The following is a 25,615-nucleotide window of genomic DNA, read 5'->3' as shown; positions in this document are numbered from 1 at the left end:
CTGTCGGGGATGCTGTCAGCCGGTCAGCGGGCGGCCTTGCCCGCGGCCCGGATGCTCTCCTCGGCCGCGAGCACGACCGCCTCGGCGGTCAACCCGAACTCGCGGTAGAGCGTGTCGTAGTCGGCAGAGGCGCCGAAGTGGTCGAGCGAGACGATCTGGCCGTGCTGGCCGACGACCTCGCGCCAGCCCTGCGCGACCCCGGCCTCGACACTGACCCGCGCCGGCACGATCGGCGGGATGACGGTGTCGCGGTAGGCCTGGTCCTGGGCGTCGAACCACTCGCGGCACGGCATCGACACCACGCGGGCGGCGATGCCCTTCCCGGCCAGCTGGGCGCGCGCCTCGACGGCGAGCTGCACCTCCGAGCCGGTGCCGATGAGGACGACGTCGGGGGTGCCGCCGGCGCCCTCGAGGTCGGGGGCGTCGACGAGCACGTAGCCGCCGCGGGCCACGCCGTCGGTGGTGGCGAAGCCGTCCTCACCGCGCGGGAAGGTCCGCACGTTCTGGCGGGTGAGCGCGAGACCGGCGGGGCGGTCGGTGTGGCCGAGGATCGTGGCCCACGCGGCGACGGTCTCGTTGGCGTCGGCGGGCCGGACCACGTCGAGGCCCGGGATCGCCCGCAGCGCCGCGAGGTGCTCCACCGGCTGGTGGGTCGGGCCGTCCTCGCCGAGGCCGATGGAGTCGTGGGTCCAGACGTAGGTCACGGGCAGGCCCATCAGCGCGGCCAGCCGGACGGCCGGGCGCATGTAGTCGGAGAACACCAGGAACGTGCCGCCGTAGACGCGGGTGCCGCCGTGCAGCGCGATGCCGTTCATGATCGAGCCCATGGCGTGCTCGCGGATCCCGAAGTGGAGCACCCGGCCGTAGACGTCGCCCTGGAAGTCCTTGGTCGAACGGTCCGCCGGGACGAACGACGGCTCGCCCTTGGGGGTGGTGTTGTTGGACCCGGCGAGGTCGGCCGAGCCGCCCCACAGCTCCGGCAGCACCGGTGCGATCGCACCCAGCACGTCGCCCGAGGCGACGCGGGTGGCCACGCCCTTGGCGTCCGCCTCGAAGGTCGGCAGCGCCGACTCCCAGCCCGCAGGCAGGGTGCGGGTGCTCATCCGCTCCAGCAGCGCGACGCCGTCGGGGTTGGCCGCCGCCCACGCGTCGTACCGCTCGCGCCAGGCGTCGTGGGCCGCCCGCCCGCGCCGGGCGAGGCTGCGGGTGTGCTCGAGCACCTCGGTGGGGACCTCGAAGGTCTGGCCGGGGTCGAAGCCGAGGATCTTCTTGGTCGCCGCGACCTCGTCGTCGCCGAGCGCGGAGCCGTGGGCCTTGCCGGTGTTCTGCGCCTTGGGCGCGGGCCAGGCGATGATCGTCTTCAGCACGATCAGGCTCGGCTGGTCGGTGACCTTGTCGGCCTTCTCGAGCGCCCGCCACACGGCCGGGACGTCCTCGGCGTACTCGGTGCCACCCTGGGTGAAGTCGACGGTCTGGACGTGCCAGCCGTAGGCCTGGTAGCGCTTGGCGACGTCCTCGCTGAAGGCGATGTCGGTGTCGCCCTCGATCGAGATCCGGTTGTCGTCGTAGATCAGCGTGAGGTTGCCGAGCTGCTGGTGACCGGCCAGCGACGAGGCCTCGCCGCTCACGCCCTCCTCGAGGTCTCCGTCGCTGCACAGCGCGTAGACGTGGTGGTCGAAGGCGCTCTCGCCGGCGGGGGCGCCGGGGTCGAGGAGGCCACGCTCGCGGCGGGCTGCCATCGCCATGCCGACGGCGTTCGCCACGCCCTGGCCCAGCGGCCCGGTGGTGGTCTCGACGCCCGCGGTGTGGCCGTGCTCGGGGTGGCCGGGCGTCTTCGAGCCCCAGGTGCGCAGCGCCTTGAGGTCGTCGAGCTCGAGGCCGAAGCCGCCGAGGAAGAGCTGGGTGTAGAGGGTGATGGAGGAGTGGCCGCACGACAGCACGAACCGGTCACGACCGACCCACGCCGGGTCGGTCGGGTCGTGCACCATCTTCTTCTGGAAGAGCAGGTAGGCGACGGGCGCGAGGCTCATCGCGGTGCCCGGATGGCCGTTGCCGACCTTCTGCACCGCGTCCATCGCCAGCACGCGGCAGGTGTCCACCGCCCGGTCGTCGACATCGGTCCAGTCGAGAGTGGTCACGGGGTTCCCTTCGGGGTGGGGGAGGTGCCGTCGGCGGCGCTGCTCGGCTCGGCGTCGAGCCTACTCACCCGGGCCGATAGACTGCGAGGCGCACCAGCACCTCGACCCTCCAGGGGACTCCCCGTGACGTCTGTCGGCCAGCAGGCCTCTGCGCTCTCGCAGCCGGAGCCGGAGCCGACCCGCGCGACCCTGCGCGACGTGGTCGCGGCGTACGTCGGGCTCACCAAGCCGAGGGTCATCGAGCTGCTCCTCCTCACCACCGTGCCGGTCATGTTCTTCGCCGCCGGGGGTGTCCCCGAGCTCGGCCTGGTCGTCGCCACCGTGGTCGGCGGCACGCTGTCGGCCGGGTCCGCGTCCGCACTCAACTGCGTCTACGACCGCGACATCGACGAGCAGATGCGCCGTACCCGCCGACGCGCCCTTCCACGCCACATCGTCTCGGCGCGCGCGGCGCTGGTCTTCGGCCTGGCGCTGGGCGTGATCTCGACCGTCGTGCTGGCGGTGTGGGTCAACTGGCTCTCCGCCGCGCTGGCGCTCGCGGCCAACGCCTTCTACGTGCTCGTCTACACGATGGTGCTCAAGCGCCGGACCACCCAGAACATCGTGTGGGGTGGCCTGGCCGGCTGCTTCCCGGCGCTCATCGGCTGGACGGCGGTCACCGGCTCGCTGTCGTGGGTGCCGGTCGTGCTGTTCGCGGTGGTCTTCTTCTGGACCCCACCGCACACCTGGGCGCTGGCGCTGCGCTACCGCGAGGACTACGCCAACGTCGACGTCCCGATGCTTCCCGTCGTGGCGCCCGCGGCCGAGGTGGCCCGCCGGATCGTGATCTACAGCTGGGTGATGGTGGCGACGTCGCTGCTGCTCTGGCCGGTCGCGGACACCGGGCTCTTCTACCCGGTCGCCGCGCTCGTCCTCGGGGCGGTGTTCCTCGTCGAGGCCCACCGGATGTGGCGCCGGGCTCGCGGCACCGAGGACCTGTCGAAGATCCAGCCGATGCGGCTGTTCCACGCCTCGAACCTGTACCTGTCGCTGCTCTTCGTCGCTGTCGCGCTGTCCCCGCTGGTCCCGCTCTGACCGCGGCCGCCGACGCTCTCGGGAAAAAAGTTCAAAAAGTTCGGGAGCGGACGCAACCTGACGGGGCCCCGCGACGTCCTACAGGTTGACGAGCGGCGAGGCCTGTTCACGGGGGTGCGGGCCCGCCGCCGTCTTCTCGTCCGGCCCTGCGGCCGATCCGGTGCCCGCTCCGTCCTCGCGGACCGAGACAAGGGCCCACGTCACGGTGGCCGAGATCGCCGCCGCGCCGAGCATGTGCACGCCGACCAGGACGACCGGCAGGTCGGTGAAGTACTGCACGAAGCCGACGAGCCCCTGCGCCAGCTCGATCCCGAGCAGCCACAGTGCTGCGCGCTGCGCCGTCGGCGATGCGCCTGTGGCGCGCAGGGCGAGCAGGAGCCCGGTGGTGAGGCCGAGCAGCAGGAAGACCGCGTCCGCGTGCAGCTGGCTGGTCTGCACCGGGTCGAGCCCGTTGCGGGGGACGTCGAGGTCGCCGGCGTGGGGCCCGGACCCCGTGACCACGGTCCCGACGTAGAGCACGGCCCAGGCGGCGGCGAAGGTCAGCCAGGCGAGCGTGACGACCGGCCCGCGGCCGACCACGGGGTCGGGGTGGTCGACGCGGCGCAGGAAGAGCACGGTCAGCCCGATGATGGCCAGCGAGCAGAGCAGGTGGAACGAGACGATCCAGGGGTTCAGGTCGGTGAGCACCGTGATGCCGCCGATCACCGCCTGGGCGGGGATGCCGAGGCCCATCCACAGGGAGATCCAGAACAGGTCGCGACGCCGGGTGCCCCAGGCGGACAGGAGCGTCAGCACCGCGACCACGGCCAGCACGCCGGTGAGCGTGCGGTTGCCGAACTCGATCGCGGAGTGGACGTCCATGGCGCCGTGGGGCGTGAAGCTCTCGTCGGTGCACCGCGGCCACGTGGGGCAGCCGAGACCCGACGCGGTCAGTCGTACGGCGCCACCGGTCACCACCAGCACCACGTTGGCGACCAGGCTCGCCCATCCCAGCGCCCGGACGCGGGGCGCGAGGGCGTCGAGGGTGCGGGTCCAGGCCCGGCCCAGGCTGCTGCTCACTCCCATCGGAACGTCCGGGCCGTGAGGAAGGTGCCGAGCAGGGCCCAGGCGACCAGCACGGCGAGGTCGCCCCACGCGACCGCGCCGTCGATGAGCGCCGTGCGCATCGCGTCGCCGAGGGCGCCCGACGGGAGCCAGGTCACCCACGTGCTGGCCCCGCCGTAGACGCTCGCGGGGAGGACGACGGCGCCGCCGGCGAGGAGGAGCAGGTAGACCAGGTTGGCCGCGGCCAGCGTGGCCTCGGCGCGCAGGACGCCCGCGAGGAACAGGCCGAGCGAGGCGAAGGCCGCGGTGCCGGCGACGACGGCCAGGAAGGCGCCGATCCAGCCGGGTGCGGGGTCCCAGCCGAGCGCGAACCCCACGCCGCCGAGCACGACGAGCTGGAGGGCCTCGACGAGGAGCAGGCCGAGCACCTTGCCGGCCAGCAGGCCCGAGCGGGGGAGCGGCGACGAGCCGAGGCGCTTGATCACGCCGTAGCGGCGCTCGAAGCCCGTGGCGATCGCCAGCGAGGTGAACGACGTCGACATCACCGCGAGGGCCAGCACGCCCGGCGTGAAGACGTCGACGGGTGCGTGCGACAGCCCGAGGTCGAGCCGGTCGGCGCCGTACACGCCGCCGACGAGGACGATGACCGGGATGACGACGGCGAGCAGCAGCTGCTCGCCGTTGCGCAGCATCAGCCGGGTCTCCATCGCCGCGTGGGCGAGGACCATCCGGGTCGCCGGCGCCGAGCCGGGGGCGGGGGTGAGGTCGAGGGCGGTCACGGTGCGAGCTCCCGTCCGGTGAGCTGGAGGAAGACGTCCTCGAGGTTGCGCTGGCCCAGGGAGAGGCTCTCGGGGAGCACCCCCTGCTCCTCGCACCAGCGCGACACCCTCGCGAGCGTCGAGGCGTCGGCGGGACCGCTGACCAGGAGGCTGACGTCGTCGAGCTGGGTCACCTCGACCCGGGTGCCGAGTGCGGCGCGCAGCGACTGCGGAGCGCCGGCCGGGAAGGGGCGGGTCACCACCAGCCGGATGGTGGCCACGTGCTCCTCGCCGGCGGCGTTGCTGCCGCGGGTGAGCTCGAGCGGGCTGCCGCTGGCGATGAGCCGGCCGTGGTCGATGATGTGGATCCGGTCCGCGAGCCGCTCGGCCTCGTCCATGTAGTGGGTGGTGAGCACGACCGTCACCCCGGCGCCGCGCAGCTCGGCGAGCAGCTCCCAGGTGTTGCGGCGGGCCTGGGGGTCCATGCCGGCGGTCGGCTCGTCGACGAAGACGATCTCCGGCCGGCCGACCACCGCGAGGGCCAGCTTGAGGCGCTGCTGCTGGCCGCCGCTGAGCCGCCGGTACGGCGTGCGGCCGCAGTCCTCGAGCCCCATCCGCTCCGCCAGGGTGTCCGGGTCGTGCGGGTGCGCGTGCAGGCGGGCGACGTACCGCAGCATCTCGGTGGCGCGCACCCCGCTCCACGCGCCGCCGGCCTGCAGCATCACGCCGATGCGGGGGAGCAGGTCGCGGCGCTGGCGGACCGGGTCGAGCCCGAGCACGCGCACGGTGCCGCTCTGGGGTGCGCGGTAGCCCTCGCAGGTCTCCAGCGTCGTGGTCTTGCCCGCCCCGTTGGGGCCGAGGACCGCGGTGATCGAGCCGCGCTCGACGGTGAGGCTGAGGTCGTCGACCGCCGTCTTCTCGCCGTACCGCATCACCAGACCGTCGACGGCGACGGCGGGCGCTTCGGACACCCCGCCAGTCTAGGGAGCGCACCCCCCGGCCCCGCGGGCGGTCGGCCCGTGCGAGACCCGGGTCACGTGCGGCCGCGCCGCACCCGGCGCCGCAGCTGCAGGATCCGCAGCGTCCCGGCCACCAACGCGATCGCGATGCCCACCAGCGCGGCGATCAGCAGCGCCACCGCCAGGGGTGCCTGCCCGTTCCAGCCCAGGAACGAGACCTCGACGTCCTGGGTGTTCTGCGCGATGAAGATGACCAGCACCAGCAGGAGGACCGCCAGCAGGGTCACCCCGAGCCAGGCGCCGCTGGTGCGGGACCCGCGCAGGGGGTCCTTCTCCGGTCGCCGTCGGGGGGTCTCGTCAGCGCCGGGGCGGTCAGCGTGCTCGTGGGTGGGTTCGGTCATGCGGATCCGTACCCCGCGGGAGGACGGCTCACTCGACCCGGTGGTCGGCCGTCACGACCCGGCGCGTCGCCGCAGCAGCTCGGCGAGCACGTCCGGCTCGTCGCTGATGATGCCGTTGACCCCGATGCCGAGCAGCCGCCCGAGGAGGGGCACGTCGTTCACCGGCCAGGACATCACGACCTCCACCCGCGCGTCGAGCTCGGCCACCACCGCCTCGTCGAGGAGCGAGGCGTGCACGGACACGCCGTGGACCCCCGGGCCGTCGGCGAGCCGGCGCCGGAGCCGCCCGAGCTCGGAGCGGTTGCGCGCGGAGAGCACGGGGCGCACGAAGTCGAGCGTGGCGAGCGTGTCGATCGCCGGCCACCAGCGCCCGCACACCCAGATCGGGTGCTCGATGCCCGAGTCGTGGAGCTGCCGGGCCACCGCCTCCGCCGTCGACGGGCGCCGTCCCTTCACGTCGAGCATCAGCGTCGTGTCGTGGTGGTCGGCGTCGAGCAGCTCCGCGAGCCCGAGGCGCGGTGCCGAGGCCGGGACCAGCTCCCAGGTGTCCCAGAGGAGCGGCAGCGGGCCGGCGGTCTTGAGGTGCCGCACCTCCAGCCGCCCGCGGTGCTCGCGGACGTCGCACTCGATGACGTCGACACCGAGGGTGCGGGCCGCGCGCAGGCCGGCCAGCGAGTTGCCGGCCCGGTGCGCGATCGCGTGGACGGTCACGTTCGCGCCCCCACGGCCGGTGTGCCCGGTCGCTCCCGGCGCTGGTCGCGACGACGCTCGCGGTGGCCCTCCAGCAGCACGGCGGCAGCGTACGAGACGAGCACCAGCGCGACCCCGGCGACGACGTCGACGACGAAGTGGTTGGCCGTGGCGACGACGGCCAGCGCCATCAGCACGGGCAGGGCCACGCCCACCGCGCGGAGCAGCACCGTGGAGGCGGCGGAGATGATGGCGATGCCGATGAGCAGGTCCCAGCCGATGTGGAGGCTCGGCAGCGCGGCGTACTGGTTGGTGAACGCCGGCGGCTGCAGCACCCGGTAGGCGTCGGAGCGCTGGGTGACGGTGTCCACGAGGCCGAGGTCCGCCAGGCGCGGTGGAGCCACGGGGTAGAGCGCGAAGACCAGCATGCCGATGCCGCCGGAGATCAGCATCGCGTCGCGCAGGCGGACGAACTCGTGCTGGTGGTGCCACACCAGCCACGCCATGGTGACGAGGATGACCGGCCAGTGCCCCCAGATGTAGACCCAGTTGGCCAGCGTGACGAGGTCCTCCGACGGGGCGACGAAGGACTGCAGCGGCTGCTCGAAGTACAGCCCGGTCGCGCGTTCGAACGCGACGAGGTCGTGCGCGTGGTCGACAGCGGCGGCCTCCGAGCCCTCCGTCAGGTGACGGACCCGGAAGTAGACGGTGATCCCGGCCGCGACGATCGCGGCCTGGATGACCACCCAGCGCAGACGGCTCCGCGCATGGGCGCTTCGTTCGACCAGCATCGGCGTGGTCGCCTTCTCGTTGCGGAGTCCCTGTCTCCCTCCACCGTCTCCCGCGACGCGGGAGAACCGCCCGGGTCGAAGGTCCTCAACCGGCGGGACAGCTCAGGCGGGCACGGGGACCGGTGCCGCCGCCGCCCGCAGGGCGCGGCGGGTGAGCACCAGGCTGGCGCCTCCCAGCAGGAGCGCCGGCAGCCAGGCGACGGCCGCCTTGAGCGTGACGGCGGCCGCCGCGGCGGCCCACGGCACGCCGAGGGCGGCGAGGGCGGCGACGAGCGCGCCGTCGCGCGGGCTGGCGCCGTTGGGGCCCGGCAGCACACCCGCCAGCTGGCTGGCGCCGAAGGCGCCGAGGAGGGCGAGCGGGGTGAGCGAGTTCCCGGTGGCGGCCACGGAGCCCCACAGGAGCGCCGCGATGCTGAGCTGGTAGCCGGCCGACAGCAGCAGTCCCAGGGCCAGGGCCTTCGGCGGCGGGAGCGCGCGGCGGGGCAGCAGGCCCGGCCGCAGCCGCCGTACGACGAGCGCGCCGGCGACGACCGCCAGTGCGACGCCGAGGGCGATCAGCAGGTAGCGCGCGGGCAGGCTCGGCCCGGCGAACACCACGAACGCCATGAGCCCGAGCGCCCCGACCAGCCGGTCGAGGCCGACGCTCAACACCGAGTCGGCCTTGCTCAGCCCGGTCCGGCACAGGCTGGTGACCCGCCAGACGTCGGCGCCGACGTGGCCGGGCGTGAGCAGCCCGAGCAGCTCGGACTCGGCGTACGTGCGCACGAACCAGCCGCGGGTGGGACCGGGACCAGTGATCGCCTGCCAGCGCAGCGGGCACAGCAGGTACTTGCCGACCACCCAGGGCAGCAGGCCGAGCAGGAGCGGCCACAGCGTGACCGAGGGGAGCCGGGGGAGCGTGACGGCGGGGACCACGATGCTGACGAGGACGCCGACGACGAGCAGGGCGCGCGAGTGGAGGACCGCGCGCAGGCGTTCGGGGAGGTGCACGGGGGTTCCAGGGGGTTCGGTCGGGAGGCTGTCGACCTCCCGATCGGCGGGGGGAGCGTCCACTTCAGGGTAGGTGACGGTCCCGCAGGTCCTCAGATCGCCGACGATTCCCCGTCGTCACCGCTGGACCGGGCGTCGCTGGACCGGTCCAGACCAGCGAACGCCGCGGGCGGGTCGCGCCACAGCTCCACCGGGCCGCTCCGGGCCGCCAGGATCGCCCGCCACACCCGCTCGGGCGTGCACGGCAGGTCGACGTGACGCACGCCGAGGTGGCGGACGGCGTCGACGACGGCGTTCTGCACGGCCGGCGTGGCCCCGATGGTCGCGGACTCGCCGATGCCCTTGGCGCCCAGTGGGTTGAGCGGGGTCGGGGTCTCGGTGGAGGAGGTCTCCAGAGAGATCGTGTCGGCCGCGGTCGGCAGGGTGTAGTCCATGAAGGTCGACGTCAGCGGCGTCCCCTCCGCGTCGTACACGAACTCCTCCCAGAGGGCCTGCGACATCCCCTGCACGGCGCCGCCGTGCTGCTGGCCGGCCACGATCAGCGGGTTGAGCACCCGGCCGCAGTCGTCGACCGCGACGTGCCGCAGCGGCCGGGTCCGGCCGGTCTCGGTGTCGACCTCGACGATCGCCACGTGTGCTCCGAACGGGAAGGTCGCGCCCGTCTGCTCGAACTCCGTCTCCACCCCGAGGCCGCCGTCGTGCTCGTGGGCGTACGCCGCGACCTCGCGCCAGCCCACGTCGGAGCCGGGGACGCCCTCGACGAAGAACCGGCCGTCCTCGAGCCGGACGTCGCCCGGGTCGGCCTCGAGCAGCCGCGCCGCCACGGCGGTGGCCTTCTCGTGCACCTCGCCGGCCGCCTGGAGCACCGCGTTGCCGCCCATCTGCAGCGAGCGCGAGCCGCCCGTGCCGCCCCCGGTGCGCACCACGGCCGTGTCGGACTGCTCGTAGTGCAGGTCCTCCATCGGGATGCCGAGCCGGTCGCAGACCAGCATCGAGAACGACGTCGCGTGGCCCTGGCCGTGGGCGGAGGTGCCGGCCCGCAGGGTGGCGGTTCCGTCGGCGTGGACGTCGACGGACCCGAGCTCGGTGCCGCCGAAGCCGGTGATCTCGACGTAGACGGCGATGCCGATGCCGATCTGCCGGGGGTCCCCGGACTCGCGGCGCCGCTGCTGCTCGGCCCGGGCGCCCTCGATGTCGGCGATGCGCAGCGCCTCGCGCAGGGGCAGGTCGAAGTCGGCGACGTCGTAGGTGACGCCGGTGACGGTCTCGAAGGGGAAGGCGTCGGGCTCGATCAGGTTCCGGCGCCGCAGCTCCTCGGGGGCCAGCCCGAGCTCGTCGGCGGCGACGTCGAGGAGCCGCTCGAGCAGTGCCGCCGCCTCGGGGCGTCCCGCGCCCCGGAACGCGCCGACGGGCGCGGTGTTGGTGAGGGCGGCGATGCCGGAGTAGCCGATCTTCGGGATCCGGTAGGGGCCCTGCGCCATCATCCGTGTCGGACCGAGGGCGAGACCGCCGCCGAACCCGGCGTACGCGCCGCAGTCACCGACCACCCGCAGCCGCAGCCCGGTGATCCGGCCCTCGTCGTCGAGCCCGAGCTCGGCGTACTGCACCTGGCCGCGTCCGTGCATCGAGAGCATCGCCTCGCTGCGGGTCTCGGTCCACTTCACCGGGCGGCCGACCGCCCGCGCGGCCTCGACGACCACGGCGTGCTCGACCGCGATGCCGGCCTTCCCGCCGAAGGCGCCGCCGACGTGGGGCGCGATCACGCGCACCTGGTCCTTCTCGAGCCCGGAGTACTCCGCGATCTGGTCGCGCGCGTCGTGGGGGTGCTGGGTGGCGACCCAGGCGGTGAGCACGTCCGCGGTGGGGTCGACCAGCACGGCGTGGCCCTCGATCGGAGAGGTGGCGATGCGGCGGTTCTCCATGCGCACGCGTACGACGTGCGTCGCGTCGGCCAGCGGGTCGTCGTCCCCGGTCACCCGCCCTGCGGCCACGTTGGTGCCGAGCTCGTCGAACTGCAGCGGCGCGCCCGGCTCGATCGCCGCCTCCATGTCGACCACGACCGGCAGCGGGTCGTAGTCGACGTCGACGAGCTCGGCGGCGTCGACCGCCTGGGCCCGGGTCTCCGCGACCACGAGCGCGACCGGCTCGCCGACGAAGCGGACCCGGTCGGAGGCCAGCCCGCGGCGCTCCACGTCGTCGTTCGCCCGCCAGGTGGGCACGGGCCGGTCGGGGAGGTCGTCGGCGGTGAGCACCGCGACCACGCCGGGGGCCGCCGCGGCGGCGGTGGTGTCGACCCGCGTGACGGTGGCGTGCGCGAACGGGCTGCGGACGAAGACCGCGAAGGTGGTGCCCGGCGGGCGGTGGTTGTCGACGAAGGTGGAGCGTCCCGTGATCAGCTCGGGGTCCTCCACGCGGCGGACGGCACTGCCAAGAATCGAACCGGGCACGGCGCCACCTTACGGCCCGCGGCGTGCCCGGCTCGATCCCTCAGCGGCGTGCGCCGGTCACGGTGTGGGGTCCGTGAACGTGCCGCCGTACACGGACGAATTCCCGAAGGTCGCCGGGCAGTCGTCGTTCGGTCCCGGCCGCAGCTCGCTCGAGTGGCTGTCGGGCAGCTCGCCGGACTCCGCCGGGTCCTCCTTCTCGTCGGCCACCCGCGGCTCGGCCTGGCCGCTCACCACGTCCTCGACGAACGCCTGGCGGTAGGCGTCGATGGCGGGGCAGTCGGCGGCGTCGCGCACGTCGGTCCACACGGCAGAGCCGTACTCGTCGGTGGCCACCGCGTAGTTGTAGTCACCGAGGAACTCCGCGGTGAGGCCGTTCGCGCTCGACGCACGGGCATCGCCGCTCGGCCCGGCATACACGGTCGTGAAGGCACCGATCGACCCCGCCGTGACGTCGGCGTGCCGGACCACGCCCTGCATCGGGCGAGGGCTGGCGGTGTCCTCCTGCCACGGTGCGAGGAAGGCCTCGTAGACCAGCCACACATCGGTACCGCTGGGCGAGATGGCGACGGCCGGCTGGTTGGCGCGGCCAGCGCCGTCGTTGGCGTCGATCGGGTCCGACCACGAGTGTCCGTGATCGGTGGAGGTCACGACCCAGGCCCTCTCGTGGTCCTGACCCGCCCGGTCGTCGGACCAGGCGACCACGAGCTGGTCGGTCGCACCCTCGCCGGACGGAGCACCGTTCGCCACGTCGAGGCTCGGGAAGGTGTTGGTCCGCGCTCCGGCCACGCCGTCGATCGTGAACCGTCCCTGGGCGGGGTCGAGCCGGCCGATCCCGGCGACGTGGGTGACGACGCGGGGTCGACCGAAGTTGGCCCCACCGTCGTGCGAGCGTGCCAGGAAGAACACGTCGTGCCGTCCCCTGATCGCCGTACCCTCCCAGAGCACGTAGACCGTGCCCGTGCTGTCGGTGCGGATCGTGCAGCCCTGTCGGCCACCGGTCTGGTTGGTGTTGGTGGCGCTCGTGAGCTGGCGGGTCCGCCAGGTGTCGCCGCCGTCGCTCGAGCGCGACAACGTCACCGGCTCGGACCCGGCGCTGCCGCGGAAGCCCACGTTGCAGACGTAGACGTTGCCGAAGAACGGGCTGGACGCGGCGTTGTCCGCCCAGATCTGCTCCTTGTCGCTGAACAGCGCGCTGTTCTGGCGGGTCACGACCACCGGGTCCATCCAGGCGTCGTCGTCACCGGCTGCCGCACCGGCCACGTCGTCGGTGCGGGAGACCGCGATGGCGGAGTCGCCCCTGAACGGGCGCGTGCCGGGGAAGGGCGTGGCGATGTTGGCGTAGTAGAGCCGCTGGCCGTTGTCCCAGGAGAAGTCGCCGTGATGGTCGGGCACCGGCCCGAAGACCAGCTCGGGGTCGCCGTTGGAGACGAGGTGGTTCTCGTAGTAGCCCGGGAGCGTGCCGATGTTGCCTGACTCGTCAGGGACGCAGCCGGTGTCCCCGGCCGGCGGTTCTCCCGGCGCCGGATCCGGGGCACCGTGGCAGGACGCGACGTCGCGGGCGGAGTAGCCGGTGTAGTCGGGCTGCGTCCACGTGGCGCCGGCGTCCATCGAGAACTGCACGCCCGAGGTTCCCACCCCGGGAGTGAAGGGGCAGGTCCGGTCGTCGCCGGCGTTGCACCACTCGAGGTCGGTGTTGTCGTTGGCGCCGGCCACGAGCACCTCGGGATGGACGGGGTTCACGGCCAGGCCGGGCTCGTTCTGCTTGTTCTGCGAGAAGTGGGTGTCGTCGCTGCCCACGGTCACCTCCGTGGAGCCTCCCGGGGTGACGGGGGCGGCTCCGGCGACCGCGGGTGAGAGAGCGACGGCTGCAGCGGCCGCTGTGGCGGCCAGTGCTCGGAACGGGTGCATGACACTCCTTGGATCGGTGGGACACGGAGTGCGGCGCGCCAGGTCGGTGCCAGGCCGTCGTGAGGTCGGCATCGGCAGGGTGGTCGCCGGTACACCGTCGCTCCCGTGGTGCCGGGAGGGCAAGAGGTTCGGTGGGGATGTTCGAGACCGTTCGGTGGAGCTCCGCGGCTCGTGGCGACCGGGAAACCCTGATAAGGGCAGCCTTACTTGAACGCTCCGGGCCAATAACGTCACAATGGCGTTGTGGAATTCGACGACACCCCCGCCCGTGGCCACTCGGCCACGCGCGAGCGCGTCGTCCGTTCCATCCTCGTCAACGGGGCCTCGACCGCGGTGGCGCTCGCCGAGCGGCTCGACCTGACCCCCGCCGCCGTCCGCCGCCACCTCGACCAGCTGCTCGAGGAGGGCATGATCGAGTCCCGCGAGCAGCGCGCCTCGCGCCGCGGTCGCGGCCGCCCCGCGAAGGAGTTCGTGCTCACCGAGTCGGGGCGTGACCACTTCGACCAGCAGTACGACGACCTCGCGGTGCAGGCGCTGCGGTTCGTGCGCGAGACGGGCGGTGACGACGCGGTGCGCGAGTTCGCGCAGCGCCGGGTCGCCTTCATCGAGGAGCGGTTCGACGACCGCGCCCGCGCCAACCCCCACCTGAGCCCGGCCGAGGTGCTGGCCGAGGTGTTCACCGACGAGGGGTACGCGGCCGCCGTCCGCGAGGCACGCATGGGGGAGCAGCTGTGCCAGCAGCACTGTCCCGTCTCGCACGTCGCCCACGAGTTCCCCCAGCTGTGCGAGGCCGAGACCGAGGCCATCGGCCGCGTGCTCGGCCGCCACGTGCAGCGCCTGGCCACGATCGCCCACGGCGACGGGGTGTGCACGACGTGCATCCCCGAGGGCCCCACGTCCGCCGCTACTCCCACCACGAAGAAGGAGCGGGTCACCTCATGACCTCCATCGAGGAGCTCAACCCCGAGCTGAAGAACATCGGTCGCTACGAGTTCGGCTGGGCCGACAGCGACGTGGCCGGTGCGGCCGCCAAGCGCGGCCTGAGCGAGGAGGTCGTCCGTGACATCTCCGCCAAGAAGAGCGAGCCGGAGTGGATGCTCGACCTGCGCCTGAAGGGCCTCAAGCTCTTCCACCGCAAGCCGATGCCGACGTGGGGCTCCGACCTCTCGGGCATCGACTTCGAGAACATCAAGTACTTCGTCCGGTCCAGCGAGAAGCAGGCTGCGACCTGGGAGGACCTCCCCGAGGACATCAAGAACACCTACGACAAGCTCGGCATCCCGGAGGCGGAGAAGCAGCGGCTGGTCTCCGGCGTCGCGGCCCAGTACGAGTCCGAGGTCGTCTACCACTCGATCCGCGAGGACCTCGAGGAGCAGGGTGTCCTCTTCCTCGACACCGACACCGCGCTGCGCGAGCAGCCGGAGCTCTTCAGGGAGTACTTCGGCACCGTCATCCCGGTCGGCGACAACAAGTTCGCCGCGCTCAACACCTCGGTGTGGTCGGGCGGCTCGTTCATCTACGTGCCGAAGGGCGTGCACGTCGACATCCCGCTGCAGGCCTACTTCCGGATCAACACCGAGAACATGGGCCAGTTCGAGCGGACGCTGATCATCGTCGACGAGGACGCCTACGTGCACTACGTCGAGGGCTGCACCGCTCCGATCTACTCCTCCGACTCGCTGCACTCCGCGGTCGTGGAGATCATCGTGAAGAAGGGCGGCCGCTGCCGCTACACGACCATCCAGAACTGGTCCAACAACGTCTACAACCTCGTCACCAAGCGCGCCACCTGCGAGGCCGGCGCCACCATGGAGTGGGTCGACGGCAACATCGGCTCCAAGGTGACGATGAAGTACCCCGCCATCTACCTGATGGGCGAGCACGCCAAGGGTGAGACGCTCTCGATCGCCTTCGCGGGCGAGGGCCAGCACCAGGACGCCGGCGCCAAGATGGTGCACGCGGCCCCGCACACCTCGAGCTCGATCCTGTCGAAGTCGGTGGCGCGCGGCGGCGGCCGCACGTCGTACCGCGGGCTGATCCAGATCAACGAGGGTGCGCACGGCTCGAAGTCCAACGTGCTGTGCGACGCGCTGCTCGTCGACCAGATCTCGCGCTCCGACACCTACCCCTACGTCGACATCCGCGAGGACGACGTGTCCATGGGCCACGAGGCGAGCGTCTCCAAGGTCTCCGACGACCAGCTCTTCTACCTCATGTCGCGCGGCATGGAGCAGGACGAGGCGATGGCGATGATCGTCCGCGGCTTCGTCGAGCCGATCGCCAAGGAGCTGCCGATGGAGTACGCGCTCGAGCTCAACCGCCTGATCGAGCTCCAGATGGAAGGAGCAGTCGGCTAGTGACTGCTGTGGCAGATGCTCTCGAGCTCCCCCGGGTCGAGAGCCACCTCAACCCGCCCCCGTCCTACGACCTGGGCGCCCACCCCGTCCCGACCGGGCGCGAGGAGGTCTGGCGCTTCACGCCCCTCAAGCGGCTGCGCGGGATCCTCGACGGCGAGTCGTCCGACGCGCACCTGACGTGGGAGACCTCGCTGCCGGAGGGCGTGACCCTCACCGAGGTCTCCGACGAGCAGGCGCGCGAGCTCGGCGAGCTCGCGCCCAACGACCGCCCGTCCGCGCTGGCCGCGGCCAACGCCGGGTCGGCGCTGCTGCTCGACGTGCCCGCGGGCACGGAGGTGTCCGAGCCGGTCGTGCTCCGTCTGCACGGCGAGTCCGTCGACGACCTCGTCTGGGGCCGCCTGATCGTGCGCGTGGGCAACCACGCCCAGGCGACCGTGGTGATCACCCACACGGGCTCGGCACGCTACGCCGCGATCACCTCGGTCCTGGTCGGCGACGGCGCCGCCGTCAACGTGCTCTCGCTGCAGGACTGGGACGACGACGCCGTCCACCTCGGCCGTGACGCCATCCGGGTCGGCCGCGACGCCACCGTCAAGCACACCTCGGTGTCCTTCGGCGGCGACCTGGTCCGGATGCACGCCAACGTCGAGTACGCCGGCCCCGGCGGCGACGCCGAGCTGCTCGGCCTCTACTTCGCCGACGAGGGCCAGCACCTCGAGCACCGGCTCTTCGCCGACCACACGGCGCCCAAGACCCGCAGCCACGTGCTCTACAAGGGCGCGCTGCAGGGCCAGGGCGCGCACACGGTCTGGATCGGCAACGTGCTGATCCGCAAGATCGCCGAGGGCATCGAGACCTACGAGGAGAACCGCAACCTGGTGCTCTCCGACGGCTGCCAGGCCGACTCCGTGCCCAACCTCGAGATCGAGACCGGTGACATCGAGGGTGCCGGCCACGCGTCGGCGACGGCGCGGTTCGACGACGAGCAGCTGTTCTACCTGCGCTCGCGCGGCGTGTCGGAGAAGGAGGCGCACCGCCTCGTCGTGCACGGCTTCTTCAACGACCTGATCCGCAAGGTCGGCATCCCGATGGTCGAGGAGCAGCTGCTCGCGACCGTCGAGGCCGAGCTGGCGAAGAACCTGCTGGAGGGCGAGGACTGATGGCCTTCCAGCGTGCCTGCGCGGTCGACGAGGTGCCCGAGGACGAGGCGCTCGGCCTCACCGTCGGGGCGTACGCCGTGGCGGTCGCCCGCAACGGCGACGAGTTCTTCGCGCTCCAGGACCTCTGCTCCCACGCCGCGGTGGCGCTGAGCGAGGGCGAGGTGGCCGACTGCACCGTCGAGTGCTGGCTGCACGGCTCCCGCTTCGACCTCCGCACCGGCAAGCCCACCGGCCTCCCGGCCACCGAACCCGTCGCGACCTTCCCGATCGAGGTCCGCGGCGACGACGTCTACGTCGACACCGACACCACCCTGAACGGAGTCACCCCCTCATGAGCACCCTGGTCATCACGGACCTGCACGTCTCGGTCGACACCGAGGACGGCCCCAAGGAGATCCTCAAGGGCGTCACCCTCACCATCGGCGACGGCGAGACCCACGCGATCATGGGGCCCAACGGCTCCGGCAAGTCGACGCTGGCGTACTCGATCGCCGGCCACCCGCGCTACAACGTCACCGGTGGCACCGTCGCTCTGGACGGCGAGGACGTCCTGGCGATGTCGGTCGACGAGCGGGCCCGCGCGGGCCTGTTCCTCGCGATGCAGTACCCCGTCGAGGTGCCCGGCGTCTCGGTGGCCAACTTCCTGCGCACCGCCAAGACCGCGATGGACGGCGAGGCCCCCAAGCTGCGTACGTGGGTCAAGGACGTCAACGCCGCGCTCGAGAACCTCAACCTCGACGCGACGTTCTCGCAGCGCTCGGTGAACGAGGGCTTCTCCGGTGGTGAGAAGAAGCGCCACGAGATCGCCCAGCTCGAGCTGCTCGACCCTCGGATCGCGGTGCTCGACGAGACCGACTCCGGCCTCGACATCGACGCGCTCAAGATCGTCTCCGAGGGCGTCAACCGCTTCCGCGCGAAGGAGGGCAAGGGCGTCCTGCTGATCACCCACTACACGCGGATCCTGCGCTACATCAAGCCCGACCACGTGCACGTGTTCGTCAACGGCCGCATCGCCGAGCAGGGCGGCGCCGAGCTCGCCGAGCAGCTCGAGGCCGAGGGCTACGACAAGTACCTCAAGGCCGGGGTCTGACCATGTCCCGCCCGGAGGGCCTGCTGCCCGATCTCGAGGTGGTCCGCAAGGACTTCCCGATCCTCGCGCGCACGCTCGCGGGCGGTCAGCCGCTGGTCTACCTCGACAGCGCGAACACCTCGCAGAAGCCGCAGGTCGTCATCGACACGATGGTCGACCACCTCGAGCGGCACAACGCCAACATCGCCCGCGCCATGCACCAGCTCGGAGCGGAGTCGACCGAGGCGTTCGAGGACGCGCGCGACAAGGTGGCGGCGTTCCTCGGGGCGCCCGACCGCGACGAGGTGATCTTCACCAAGAACGCCACCGAGGCGCTCAACCTGGTCGCGAACACGCTCGCCTGGGCGCGGGGCCCGCTCGCCGTCGGCGAGGGGGACGACGTGGTGATCACCGAGATGGAGCACCACTCCAACATCGTGCCGTGGCAGCTGCTGACCCAGCGCACCGGCGCGACGCTGCGCTGGTTCGGGCTCACCGACGGCGGCGAGCTCGACCTGTCGGACATCGACGACCTGATCACCGAGCGCACCCGCGTCGTGTCCCTGACCTGGGTGTCCAACATGCTGGGCACCATCAACCCGGTCGCCGCGATCGCCCGCCGCGCGCACGAGGTCGGCGCGCTCGTCGTCCTCGACGCCTCCCAGGCCGCCCCGCAGCTGCCGATCGACCTGGCCGCGATGCCGGTCGAGGAGCGCCCGGACTTCCTGGCCTTCACCGGCCACAAGGTCGTCGGTCCGACGGGCATCGGCGTTCTCTGGGGCCGTCGCGACCTGCTCGAGGAGCTCCCACCGTTCCTCGGGGGCGGCGAGATGATCGAGACGGTCACCATGGCGCACTCGACGTACGCCGGGATCCCGCACCGCTTCGAGGCCGGCACGCCGCCGATCGTCGAGGCGGTCGGGCTGGGGGCGGCCGTCGACTACCTGCGCCACCTCGGTCTCGACGCCGTGCGCGCCCACGAGCACGCGGTCACGGCGTACGCGCTCGAGGGGCTCGCCACCGTGCCCGGGCTGAGCATCCTCGGGCCGCTCGACGCCGCTCGACGCGGTGGTGCCATCAGCTTCGAGCTCGAGGGGGTGCACCCGCACGACGTGGCGCAGGTCCTCGACTCGCGCGGCGTCGCCGTGCGCGCCGGCCACCACTGCGCGAAGCCCGCTCACGCCCGCTTCGGCGTGCAGAGCTCGACGCGCATGTCGTCGTACCTCTACACGACGTTGGGCGAGGTCGACGCGTTGGTCGAGGCGCTGGAATACACCCGCTCCTACTTCAAGTTGGGCTGAGTGATGGATCTCGACAGCCTGTACCAGGACGTGATCCTGGACCACTCCAAGCGCAAGCTGAACGCCGGTCTCCGCGAGCCCTTCGAGGCCGAGGTGCACCACGTCAACCCGACCTGCGGCGACGAGGTCACCCTGCGCGTCCACCTCGACGGCGACACCGTCCGCGACATCTCCTACGACGCGCTCGGCTGCTCGATCTCGACGGCCTCCGCGTCGGTGATGACCGACCTGCTCATCGGCCGCAGCGTCGGGGAGGCCGACGTCGTGCTCCAGGAGTTCCTGGCGATGATGCGCGGCAAGGGCCGCTACGAGCCCGACGAGGAGGTCCTCGACGACGCCGTCGCCTTCCAGGGCACCGCACGGCTCTCGGCGCGCGTGAAGTGCGCGCTGTTGTCGTGGATGGCCTACCAGGACGCCCTCACCCGAGCCACCGAGAACACGGAGGAACCCGCATGACCGCCGACCACAGCGACCTGCCCGAGGTCCCGGAGGCCGCCGGGGGCGGCACCGCCACCGTCTCCGTCGACGACGTGACCGAGGCGATGAAGGACGTCGTCGACCCCGAGCTCGGCATCAACGTCGTCGACCTCGGCCTGGTGTACGGCGTGCACGTCGACGAGGGCCACAACTGCGTCATCGACATGACACTCACCTCGGCCGCATGCCCGCTGACCGACGTGATCCAGGACCAGACCAACACCGCCCTCGAGGGCCTGGTCAACGACGTCGCGATCAACTGGGTCTGGATGCCCCCGTGGGGTCCCGACAAGATCACCCCCGACGGCCGCGAGCAGCTCCGCGCCCTCGGCTTCAACGTCTGAAAGTCGACAAATCACGCTGACCCGCCGTTAGTTGACGGCGGGTCAGCGTGATTTTCGGGGTGAGGCTGTGGATCAGCAGTCCACCAGGGGGTTGAAGGGCGCGAACATGCCGTCGGGGTTGGGCGTGTAGATCCAGGCGTGCAGGTCGTAGTGCACCGGCATGGTCGGGTCGTGGCCCGGCATCGGGCCGTCGAAGCCGCGGCCGAAGAGGGAGGGGCGGTCCTCGTCGGTGGTGAGGTCCTGGTCGGCGTCGGGCACCATCCACTCCACGCCGGCGAGGCGCAGTGTGCCGTCGGCGCGCGGGGCGTACATCAGGATCGGCGGCTTCGCCGGGTCGACCGGCGCCATCAGCCGGTCGACGTTGATGTAGTGGATGCCCATGCCGGCCGAGCCGTCGGGCAGCTCGGCGCACTCCGGCGTCGGCACCCAGCCGTCGGCCACGGCGGCCGCCGGGTCGAGGTACTGGTGGTGGGTCTGCCGGATCGTGTTGAGCTGGCGCCGCACCTCGGTGGGGGTCGGCGCGGACGTCGTGGGCGCCGGCGACTCGTCGTGCGCCGCGGACGGCGAGGCGGCCGGCAGCAGGGCGGCGCCCACGAGGGCGGCGGCGCCGGCCGCGGCCAGGCCGAGGCGGGTGCGGGACGGGTGTCGGGACTCGTGACGGGACATGGGACTGCCTCTCGGGTCGGGTGACCGCCCCGGTCGGGGCGACGGAGCGATCACACCGAGGGGCGCCTACCGCGGGCTGATCAGCCGCTTACCGGTCCCTGGATCACCTAGGCTGGCCGCCGATCGGGGGGATCGGAGGGGTGGCGTGGCCGAGGTGCGGATCGATGTCCTCGGGCCGCTGCGGGTCCACGTCGACGGCGTGGAGCAGCGGCTCGGTGGGCGGCGCGAGCGTGCCGTGCTCGCGCTGCTGGCAGCGTCGGGCGGCCGGGCGGTGAGTGCCGAACGGCTCGTCGACGAGGTCTGGGGCGAGGACGCCCCGGCGTCGGCCACCGGCTCGCTGCAGGTGGCCGTGAGCCGGCTGCGCGGCAGCATCGAGCCCGACCGGGCGTCGGGAGCGGCGCCGGCGGTGCTGACCCGGGGGCCCGGGGGCTACGCGCTCGAGCAGGTCGTCGTCGACGCCGAGGAGCTCAGCGAGGCCGCCACGGCCGTCGCCGGCCTCGAGCCCGCCCGGGCCGTGGCACGCGCGGAGGCGGCCCTGGCGCTCTGGCGGGGCGAGCCGTACGACGGGCTGGCCGACCTGCCGACCCTCGACGCGGAGGCCACCCGGCTGCGCGAGGACCGCCTGCGGCTCCACGAGGCGCGGGCGGCCGCGCTGCTCGACCTCGGCCGCCACGACGAGGCGCAGGCGACGCTGGCCACGCTGGTCGGCGACCACCCGTTCCGCGAGCGGCTGTGGTCGCTGCTGGCGGTGGCGCTCTACCGCTGCGACCGGCAGGCCGAGGCCCTCGAGACGCTGCGCCGGCTGCGCACCGCCCTGGTCGACGAGCTCGGCGTGGACCCGTCGCCCTCGGTGCGGGCGCTCGAGGCCGACCTGCTCGCCCAGGCGCCGCACCTCGCGGCGCCGGCGGTGCCCGCGGCCTCCGCCGCACCCGCGGCCGACGCCACCCGCAGCGTGGGCAGCGGCGTGGTGGGTCGCACGGGCGTGATCACCGCCCTCGACGCGTCGCTCGCCGCGCTCTCGGGCGAGGGGCGCGGGGGAGTGCTGGTGCTGACGGGTGAGGCCGGCATCGGCAAGAGCATGCTCGCGGCCGAGCTCGGCCGCCGGGCCCGGCAGCGTGGCGTCCGGGTGAGCGTGGGTCGCTGCCACGAGGCCGACCTGGCCCCGGCGTACTGGCCCTGGCTGCCGGTGCTCCGCGACCTCGCGGCGGGCCTCCCCGCCGACCAGGTGCCGCCCGAGGTCGCGCTGCTGGTCGGCACCCGCGGCGCCGACGCCCCCGAGACCGTGAGCGGCGGCGCGGCCGCGCTGCGGACGTACGACGCCGTGGCGCGGGTGCTCGCGGCCGTGCCGGAGCCGCTGCTGGTGGTGCTCGAGGACGTGCACTGGTCCGACGCCTCGTCGTTGCGGCTGCTGGCGTTCGCGGCCGAGGTGCTGCGCGACCGGCCGGTGCTCCTCGCGGTCACGGTCCGCGACGTCGACCCCGCGACCCACCACGACCTGACCACGGCCCTGGCCGCCCTGACCCGCCACGGCGCGACGCGGCTGCGCGTGCCGCACCTCGGCGACGAGGCGGTCGCCGAGCTGCTGCTCGACGTCGTGCCCGAGCCCGACGCCGAGCTCGCGGCCGTGCTCCGCCGCCGCACCGACGGCAACCCGTTCTACGTGCTGGAGATGGCGCGGCTGCTGACCGCCACCGGCGAGCCGACGGCGGAGCGGGCGGCCGCGCTCGAGGTCCCCGAGGGCATCGCCGACGTCGTCCGCCTGCGCACGCTCCAGCTGCCCGAGACCGCGCGCGAGGCGCTCGGCGTGGCGTCGGTGGTCGGCCGCGACTTCGACGCCGAGGTGGTCGAGGCGGGGCTGGGCCGCCACGCGCTCGACGACCTCGACGACGCCCTGGCCGCCGGCGTGATCACCGCCGACGAGGTGCCGGGCCGCTACCGGTTCGTCCACGCCCTGACCCGCGAGACGCTCTACGGCGACCTGCGCCCCGGGCGCCGCGCCCAGGCGCACGCGCACGTCGGGGCCGCCCTGGCCCGCCGCCTCCCCCAGCAGCCCGACCTGCTGACCGAGGTCGCCCACCACCACGCCCGCGCCGCGGCGTACCTCCCCGACCTCGTCGTCCCCGCCGTCGACCTCGGCCGCGCGGCCGCCCGGGCGGCGGAGGAGCGGGGTGCCTTCGTGGAGGCCTCCGAGCTCTGGACCCGCACCCTCGAGGTCGAGTCGCGCGCCCCGGATCCCGACCCCGAGCGGCGGCACCGCCTGCTGCTCGACACCGCGATCGCCCGGCAGCGGCTCGGCGACATCCGGGGAGCCCAGGCCGTGCTCGACGAGGCGCTCGACCGGGCGCGGGCCGACCGCCACCACCGCCGGATGGCCGAGGCCGCGACCGGCTTCCGGTCGTTCGGCGTGTGGCACTGGCGCGACCTCGGGGTCACCGACCCCGCCACGACGCAGACGATCCTCGAGTGCCTCGACGCGATCGACGACCTCGGCCTGCAGGCGCAGCTGTGGGCGAGCCTGAGCGTCGAGCGCTTCATCGGCTACGACTCGCCCGGCGCCGCGGAGGCGGGGGAGCGCTCGATCGAGGTGGCCCGCGCGTCGGGGGACCTCGAGGCGCTGCAGTTCTGCCTGGAGTTCCGCTGCATCGCCCTCTACCTCCCCGGCTGCGCGCGCGAGCTCGAGGAGACCGCCCGCAGCTACCTCGCCCTCGGCCTCGCCGCGGAGCGCGAGATCGCGGCGCGCTTCCACCTCGCCGTGGCGCTGCACCGGCAGGGCCGCATCGCGGAGTCCGACGACGAGATCGCGGTGGCCTTCCGGCTGCAGTCCGAGCTGCGCCACACCGGGTGCGACGTCCCGCTCGCGTGGTGGCGGTGGTTGCGGGCCCTCGAGACCGGCAGCCCCGACGCCGACGAGATCGGCCGGCAGGCCCTGGCCCTGCACCGTCGTACCAGCGTCGTGGGCCTCGAGGAGCTGACCGGCCTCACGCTGCTCGAGCGCGAGCCGGCCAGCGGCGCCGTGCCTCCCGACATCGTGCTCAGCGCCGAGCACAACCCCAACCGCTCCTACCACGTGTACGTCGCGCACGCCCTGGCCCGCTCGGGCGACGTCGAGGGCGCGCTGCGCCTGATGGGCCCGCCGGCGCCGGCCCACGAGAACGACTACGCCAGCCACTTCGCCAGCTGCCTGCGGCTCGAGGTGCTGGTGATCGCCGGACGTCTCGACGAGCTGCCCGAGGTACTGGGGCGGATCGAGCCCTACCTCGACGAGATGGCCGACTACGGCTCGGTGCTCTCGGCCGGCTCGACGGCGTACTTCACCGGCATCGCCCACGAGGCCCTCGGCGACCTCGGCACGGCGGCGGCCCACCTCGAGCGTGCCGTGAGCGTCAACGAGGCCGCCGGCCACGGCCGCTGGGTGTCGCACTCGAGCCGGGCGCTGGCGCGGGTGCGGGCGGCCCAGACGGGCGGTAAGGCGACCGCAAGCCCCGCGTAAGCACCGCACCGCAGTCTCCTCGGCAACGACAGGTGCCACACCCGAGGAGACACACCATGACCACCACCGCCAGCACCACTGCCAGCACGACCGCCACCCCCGACTGGGCCGCCCTGCGCGGCGCCGTCCGCGGCCGGCTGGTGAGCCCCGACGAACCCGGCTGGGAGGCCGCCCGGACCCCCTGGCTGGTCAACGTGCCCCAGCAGCCGGCCGCCGTCCTCGAGGTCGCCGACGTCGAGGACGTCGTCGCGGCGGTCCGCTGGGCGGTCGCGCACGGCGTACCCGTCGCCGCGCAGCCCCGCGGCCACGCCCCGCGCACGGTCCTCGACGGCACCCTCCTGCTCCGCACCGGCGCCCTCGACGAGGTCGTGGTCGACCGCGCCCGGGCCACGGCCCGGGTCGGAGCCGGTGTGCAGTGGGGCACGCTCGGCGCCGCGCTCGACGGCACCGGCATGGTCGCCCTGGCGGGCAGCAACCCCGACCCGACGGTCGTCGGGCTGCTGCTCGGCGGCGGGGTCAGCTGGTTCACCCGCAAGCACGGCTTCACCGCCAACAGCGTGGTCAGCGTCGACCTCGTCGACGCCACCGGCACGCTCGTCCACGTCACCCGCACCTCCGACCCCGACCTGTTCTGGGCCGTGCGCGGCGGTGGCGGTGACTTCGGCATCGTCGTCGCCGCGGAGCTCGCGCTCTTCCCTGCCAGCGAGATCTACGGCGGGCAGCTGATGTGGCCGGTCGAGCACCTGGTGCCCGTGCTGCGGGCCTTCCGCGAGGTGACGGCGACCGCGCCCGACGAGCTGAGCGTGTGGGCGCACGTGCTGCACTTCCCGCCCCTCCCGGACTTCCCGGAGCCCCTCCGCGGCCGCTCCTTCGTCTCGGTGGCCCTCACCCACCTCGGCACCGCCGCGGCGGCCGAGCGGCTGCTGGCACCGCTGCGGGCCGCCGCCCCCGTGGAGATGGACCTGCTCGGGCCGGTGACCCCCGGCACCCTCGGCGACGTCGCCGGCGAGCCGACCGACCCGATGCCCGGCCTGGAGACCTCGGCGCTGCTGCGCGACCTCGACGACGAGGCGATCGCGGGGCTGGCCGCCACCGTCTCCGACCCGCGCACCTGCCCGCTGACGATCGTGCAGATCCGTCACCTCGGAGGCGCCTTCGCCCACGAGCACCCCGGGCACGGCGCCACGAGCCCGGTCACCGAGCCGTTCCAGCTGTTCGCGCTCGGCGTGCCGGCGGTGCCGGAGCTCGCCGAGGCGATCCCGCACGGCTTCGCGGCCCTGCACGCGGCGCTCGCCCACGTCGAGGCAGGACACCGGCTCCCCAACTTCCTGGCCGACGGCGACGCCACCGCGAGCGCCTACCGTCCGGAGGTGCTCGAGCGGCTGCGGCAGATCAAGGCCGAGCGCGACCCCGACGGCGTGATCCGCAGCAACAAGCCCGTCCTGGGCTGAGAGAAGTCGACTTCACGCTGACCCGCCGTCAACTAACCTCGCGCTTTCACGTTGCCGGTGTGGAGTACGGCGTGTAAAGCACGGAAGTGCCTGTCCTGCA

22 protein-coding genes are annotated in these 25,615 nt (G+C 73.1%); 11 read left to right on the top strand and 11 right to left on the bottom strand.

Features of this window, described 5'->3' with window-relative positions:
- Positions 1-23: 23 nt before the first annotated feature.
- The gene (gene tkt, locus ACFPGP_RS18140; RefSeq protein WP_378593550.1) at positions 24-2,075 is read right to left on the bottom strand and encodes a transketolase; all 2,052 of its coding nucleotides are present in this window, start codon (positions 2,073-2,075) and stop codon (positions 24-26) included.
- 186 nt (positions 2,076-2,261) lie between these two features.
- On the opposite strand from tkt, the gene ACFPGP_RS18135 reads away from it, so the two are divergent.
- On the top strand, positions 2,262-3,212 hold the full coding sequence (locus ACFPGP_RS18135) for a heme o synthase (RefSeq protein WP_378592262.1): 951 nt from the start codon (positions 2,262-2,264) through the stop codon (positions 3,210-3,212).
- Between the two features lie 78 nt (positions 3,213-3,290).
- On the opposite strand, the gene ACFPGP_RS18130 is transcribed toward ACFPGP_RS18135, so the two are convergent.
- The 9 genes from ACFPGP_RS18130 to ACFPGP_RS18090 form a co-directional block, all read right to left on the bottom strand.
- Positions 3,291-4,277: a COX15/CtaA family protein gene (locus ACFPGP_RS18130; RefSeq protein WP_378592261.1), complete on the bottom strand. Its 987-nt coding sequence runs from the start codon at positions 4,275-4,277 to the stop codon at positions 3,291-3,293.
- Entirely contained in the window at positions 4,268-5,035 is a 768-nt protein-coding gene (locus tag ACFPGP_RS18125; protein ID WP_378592260.1) for an ABC transporter permease, read from the bottom strand. Before ACFPGP_RS18125 ends, ACFPGP_RS18130 begins: the two co-directional genes overlap by 10 nt.
- Entirely contained in the window at positions 5,032-5,985 is a 954-nt protein-coding gene (locus ACFPGP_RS18120) for an ABC transporter ATP-binding protein (protein ID WP_378592258.1), read from the bottom strand. The genes ACFPGP_RS18125 and ACFPGP_RS18120 overlap by 4 nt, the downstream gene beginning before the upstream one ends.
- Positions 5,986-6,047: 62 nt before the next feature.
- Complete coding sequence (locus ACFPGP_RS18115; RefSeq protein ID WP_378592257.1) at positions 6,048-6,374, bottom strand: lipopolysaccharide assembly protein LapA domain-containing protein; 327 nt, start codon at positions 6,372-6,374, stop codon at positions 6,048-6,050.
- 51 nt (positions 6,375-6,425) lie between these two features.
- On the bottom strand, positions 6,426-7,085 hold the full coding sequence (locus ACFPGP_RS18110; RefSeq protein WP_378592255.1) for a glycerophosphodiester phosphodiesterase: 660 nt from the start codon (positions 7,083-7,085) through the stop codon (positions 6,426-6,428).
- Positions 7,082-7,855: a phosphatase PAP2 family protein gene (locus ACFPGP_RS18105; protein ID WP_378592254.1), complete on the bottom strand. Its 774-nt coding sequence runs from the start codon at positions 7,853-7,855 to the stop codon at positions 7,082-7,084. The genes ACFPGP_RS18110 and ACFPGP_RS18105 overlap by 4 nt, the downstream gene beginning before the upstream one ends.
- Before the next feature lie 102 nt (positions 7,856-7,957).
- Complete coding sequence (locus ACFPGP_RS18100; RefSeq protein WP_378592252.1) at positions 7,958-8,845, bottom strand: lysylphosphatidylglycerol synthase domain-containing protein; 888 nt, start codon at positions 8,843-8,845, stop codon at positions 7,958-7,960.
- A gap of 92 nt (positions 8,846-8,937) precedes the next feature.
- Positions 8,938-11,256 (bottom strand): xanthine dehydrogenase family protein molybdopterin-binding subunit, encoded by a 2,319-nt coding sequence (locus ACFPGP_RS18095; protein ID WP_378592251.1) that lies wholly within the window; start codon positions 11,254-11,256, stop codon positions 8,938-8,940.
- 93 nt (positions 11,257-11,349) lie between these two features.
- The gene (locus tag ACFPGP_RS18090) at positions 11,350-13,095 is read right to left on the bottom strand and encodes a sialidase family protein (protein WP_378592249.1); all 1,746 of its coding nucleotides are present in this window, start codon (positions 13,093-13,095) and stop codon (positions 11,350-11,352) included.
- A 348-nt stretch (positions 13,096-13,443) separates the two neighbouring features.
- Between ACFPGP_RS18090 and ACFPGP_RS18085 the strand changes: the two genes are divergently transcribed.
- From ACFPGP_RS18085 to ACFPGP_RS18050, 8 genes are read left to right on the top strand one after another with little or no spacing between them, the layout of a single operon-like run.
- Complete coding sequence (locus ACFPGP_RS18085; RefSeq protein ID WP_378592247.1) at positions 13,444-14,142, top strand: helix-turn-helix transcriptional regulator; 699 nt, start codon at positions 13,444-13,446, stop codon at positions 14,140-14,142.
- Positions 14,139-15,557: a Fe-S cluster assembly protein SufB gene (sufB, locus tag ACFPGP_RS18080; RefSeq protein WP_378592245.1), complete on the top strand. Its 1,419-nt coding sequence runs from the start codon at positions 14,139-14,141 to the stop codon at positions 15,555-15,557. Before ACFPGP_RS18085 ends, sufB begins: the two co-directional genes overlap by 4 nt.
- A complete protein-coding gene (gene sufD / locus ACFPGP_RS18075) occupies positions 15,557-16,717 on the top strand; it encodes a Fe-S cluster assembly protein SufD (protein ID WP_378592244.1) in 1,161 nt (386 codons plus the stop codon). The genes sufB and sufD overlap by 1 nt, the downstream gene beginning before the upstream one ends.
- The gene (locus ACFPGP_RS18070; RefSeq protein ID WP_378592242.1) at positions 16,717-17,052 is read left to right on the top strand and encodes a non-heme iron oxygenase ferredoxin subunit; all 336 of its coding nucleotides are present in this window, start codon (positions 16,717-16,719) and stop codon (positions 17,050-17,052) included. Before sufD ends, ACFPGP_RS18070 begins: the two co-directional genes overlap by 1 nt.
- On the top strand, positions 17,049-17,807 hold the full coding sequence (sufC, locus tag ACFPGP_RS18065) for a Fe-S cluster assembly ATPase SufC (RefSeq protein ID WP_378592241.1): 759 nt from the start codon (positions 17,049-17,051) through the stop codon (positions 17,805-17,807). The genes ACFPGP_RS18070 and sufC overlap by 4 nt, the downstream gene beginning before the upstream one ends.
- Before the next feature lie 2 nt (positions 17,808-17,809).
- Positions 17,810-19,087 carry a cysteine desulfurase gene (locus ACFPGP_RS18060; protein WP_378592239.1) on the top strand — a complete coding sequence of 426 codons (1,278 nt, stop codon included), beginning with the start codon at positions 17,810-17,812 and terminating at the stop codon, positions 19,085-19,087.
- Positions 19,088-19,090: 3 nt separating this feature from the next.
- Complete coding sequence (gene sufU, locus ACFPGP_RS18055; protein ID WP_378592238.1) at positions 19,091-19,543, top strand: Fe-S cluster assembly sulfur transfer protein SufU; 453 nt, start codon at positions 19,091-19,093, stop codon at positions 19,541-19,543.
- Positions 19,540-19,908 (top strand): metal-sulfur cluster assembly factor, encoded by a 369-nt coding sequence (locus ACFPGP_RS18050; RefSeq protein ID WP_378592236.1) that lies wholly within the window; start codon positions 19,540-19,542, stop codon positions 19,906-19,908. The genes sufU and ACFPGP_RS18050 overlap by 4 nt, the downstream gene beginning before the upstream one ends.
- Before the next feature lie 72 nt (positions 19,909-19,980).
- Here the strand turns inward: ACFPGP_RS18050 and ACFPGP_RS18045 are convergent, their stop codons facing one another.
- Positions 19,981-20,574 carry a hypothetical protein gene (locus tag ACFPGP_RS18045; RefSeq protein WP_378592235.1) on the bottom strand — a complete coding sequence of 198 codons (594 nt, stop codon included), beginning with the start codon at positions 20,572-20,574 and terminating at the stop codon, positions 19,981-19,983.
- Between the two features lie 145 nt (positions 20,575-20,719).
- Here ACFPGP_RS18045 and ACFPGP_RS18040 point away from each other — a divergent pair, with 145 nt between their 5' ends.
- Entirely contained in the window at positions 20,720-24,064 is a 3,345-nt protein-coding gene (locus ACFPGP_RS18040) for a BTAD domain-containing putative transcriptional regulator (RefSeq protein ID WP_378592233.1), read from the top strand.
- Between the two features lie 56 nt (positions 24,065-24,120).
- Positions 24,121-25,515 (top strand): FAD-binding oxidoreductase, encoded by a 1,395-nt coding sequence (locus ACFPGP_RS18035; RefSeq protein ID WP_378592232.1) that lies wholly within the window; start codon positions 24,121-24,123, stop codon positions 25,513-25,515.
- Positions 25,516-25,615 lie beyond the last annotated feature (100 nt).

Source organism: Nocardioides taihuensis (assembly GCF_042657275.1).
Classification (GTDB): Bacteria; Actinomycetota; Actinomycetes; order Propionibacteriales; family Nocardioidaceae; genus Nocardioides; species Nocardioides taihuensis.
The sequence above is the reverse complement of the archived record's forward strand: the minus strand, read 5'-3'. Positions and strand labels throughout refer to the sequence as shown.

Excerpts from the sequence above, each read along its gene's own strand:
- ACFPGP_RS18070 (WP_378592242.1), top strand. The coding sequence starts at position 16,717 with ATGGCCTTCCAGCGTGCCTGCGCGGTCGACGAGGTGCCCGAGGACGAG.
- ACFPGP_RS18115 (WP_378592257.1), bottom strand. The coding sequence starts at position 6,374 with ATGACCGAACCCACCCACGAGCACGCTGACCGCCCCGGCGCTGACGAG.
- sufB (WP_378592245.1), top strand. The coding sequence starts at position 14,139 with ATGACCTCCATCGAGGAGCTCAACCCCGAGCTGAAGAACATCGGTCGC.
- sufC (WP_378592241.1), top strand. The coding sequence starts at position 17,049 with ATGAGCACCCTGGTCATCACGGACCTGCACGTCTCGGTCGACACCGAG.
- ACFPGP_RS18105 (WP_378592254.1), bottom strand. The coding sequence starts at position 7,855 with ATGCTGGTCGAACGAAGCGCCCATGCGCGGAGCCGTCTGCGCTGGGTG.
- ACFPGP_RS18050 (WP_378592236.1), top strand. The coding sequence starts at position 19,540 with ATGACCGCCGACCACAGCGACCTGCCCGAGGTCCCGGAGGCCGCCGGG.
- ACFPGP_RS18045 (WP_378592235.1), bottom strand. The coding sequence starts at position 20,574 with ATGTCCCGTCACGAGTCCCGACACCCGTCCCGCACCCGCCTCGGCCTG.
- ACFPGP_RS18035 (WP_378592232.1), top strand. The coding sequence starts at position 24,121 with ATGACCACCACCGCCAGCACCACTGCCAGCACGACCGCCACCCCCGAC.
- tkt (WP_378593550.1), bottom strand. The coding sequence starts at position 2,075 with ATGGACGCGGTGCAGAAGGTCGGCAACGGCCATCCGGGCACCGCGATG.
- sufU (WP_378592238.1), top strand. The coding sequence starts at position 19,091 with ATGGATCTCGACAGCCTGTACCAGGACGTGATCCTGGACCACTCCAAG.
- ACFPGP_RS18060 (WP_378592239.1), top strand. The coding sequence starts at position 17,810 with ATGTCCCGCCCGGAGGGCCTGCTGCCCGATCTCGAGGTGGTCCGCAAG.
- ACFPGP_RS18130 (WP_378592261.1), bottom strand. The coding sequence starts at position 4,277 with ATGGGAGTGAGCAGCAGCCTGGGCCGGGCCTGGACCCGCACCCTCGAC.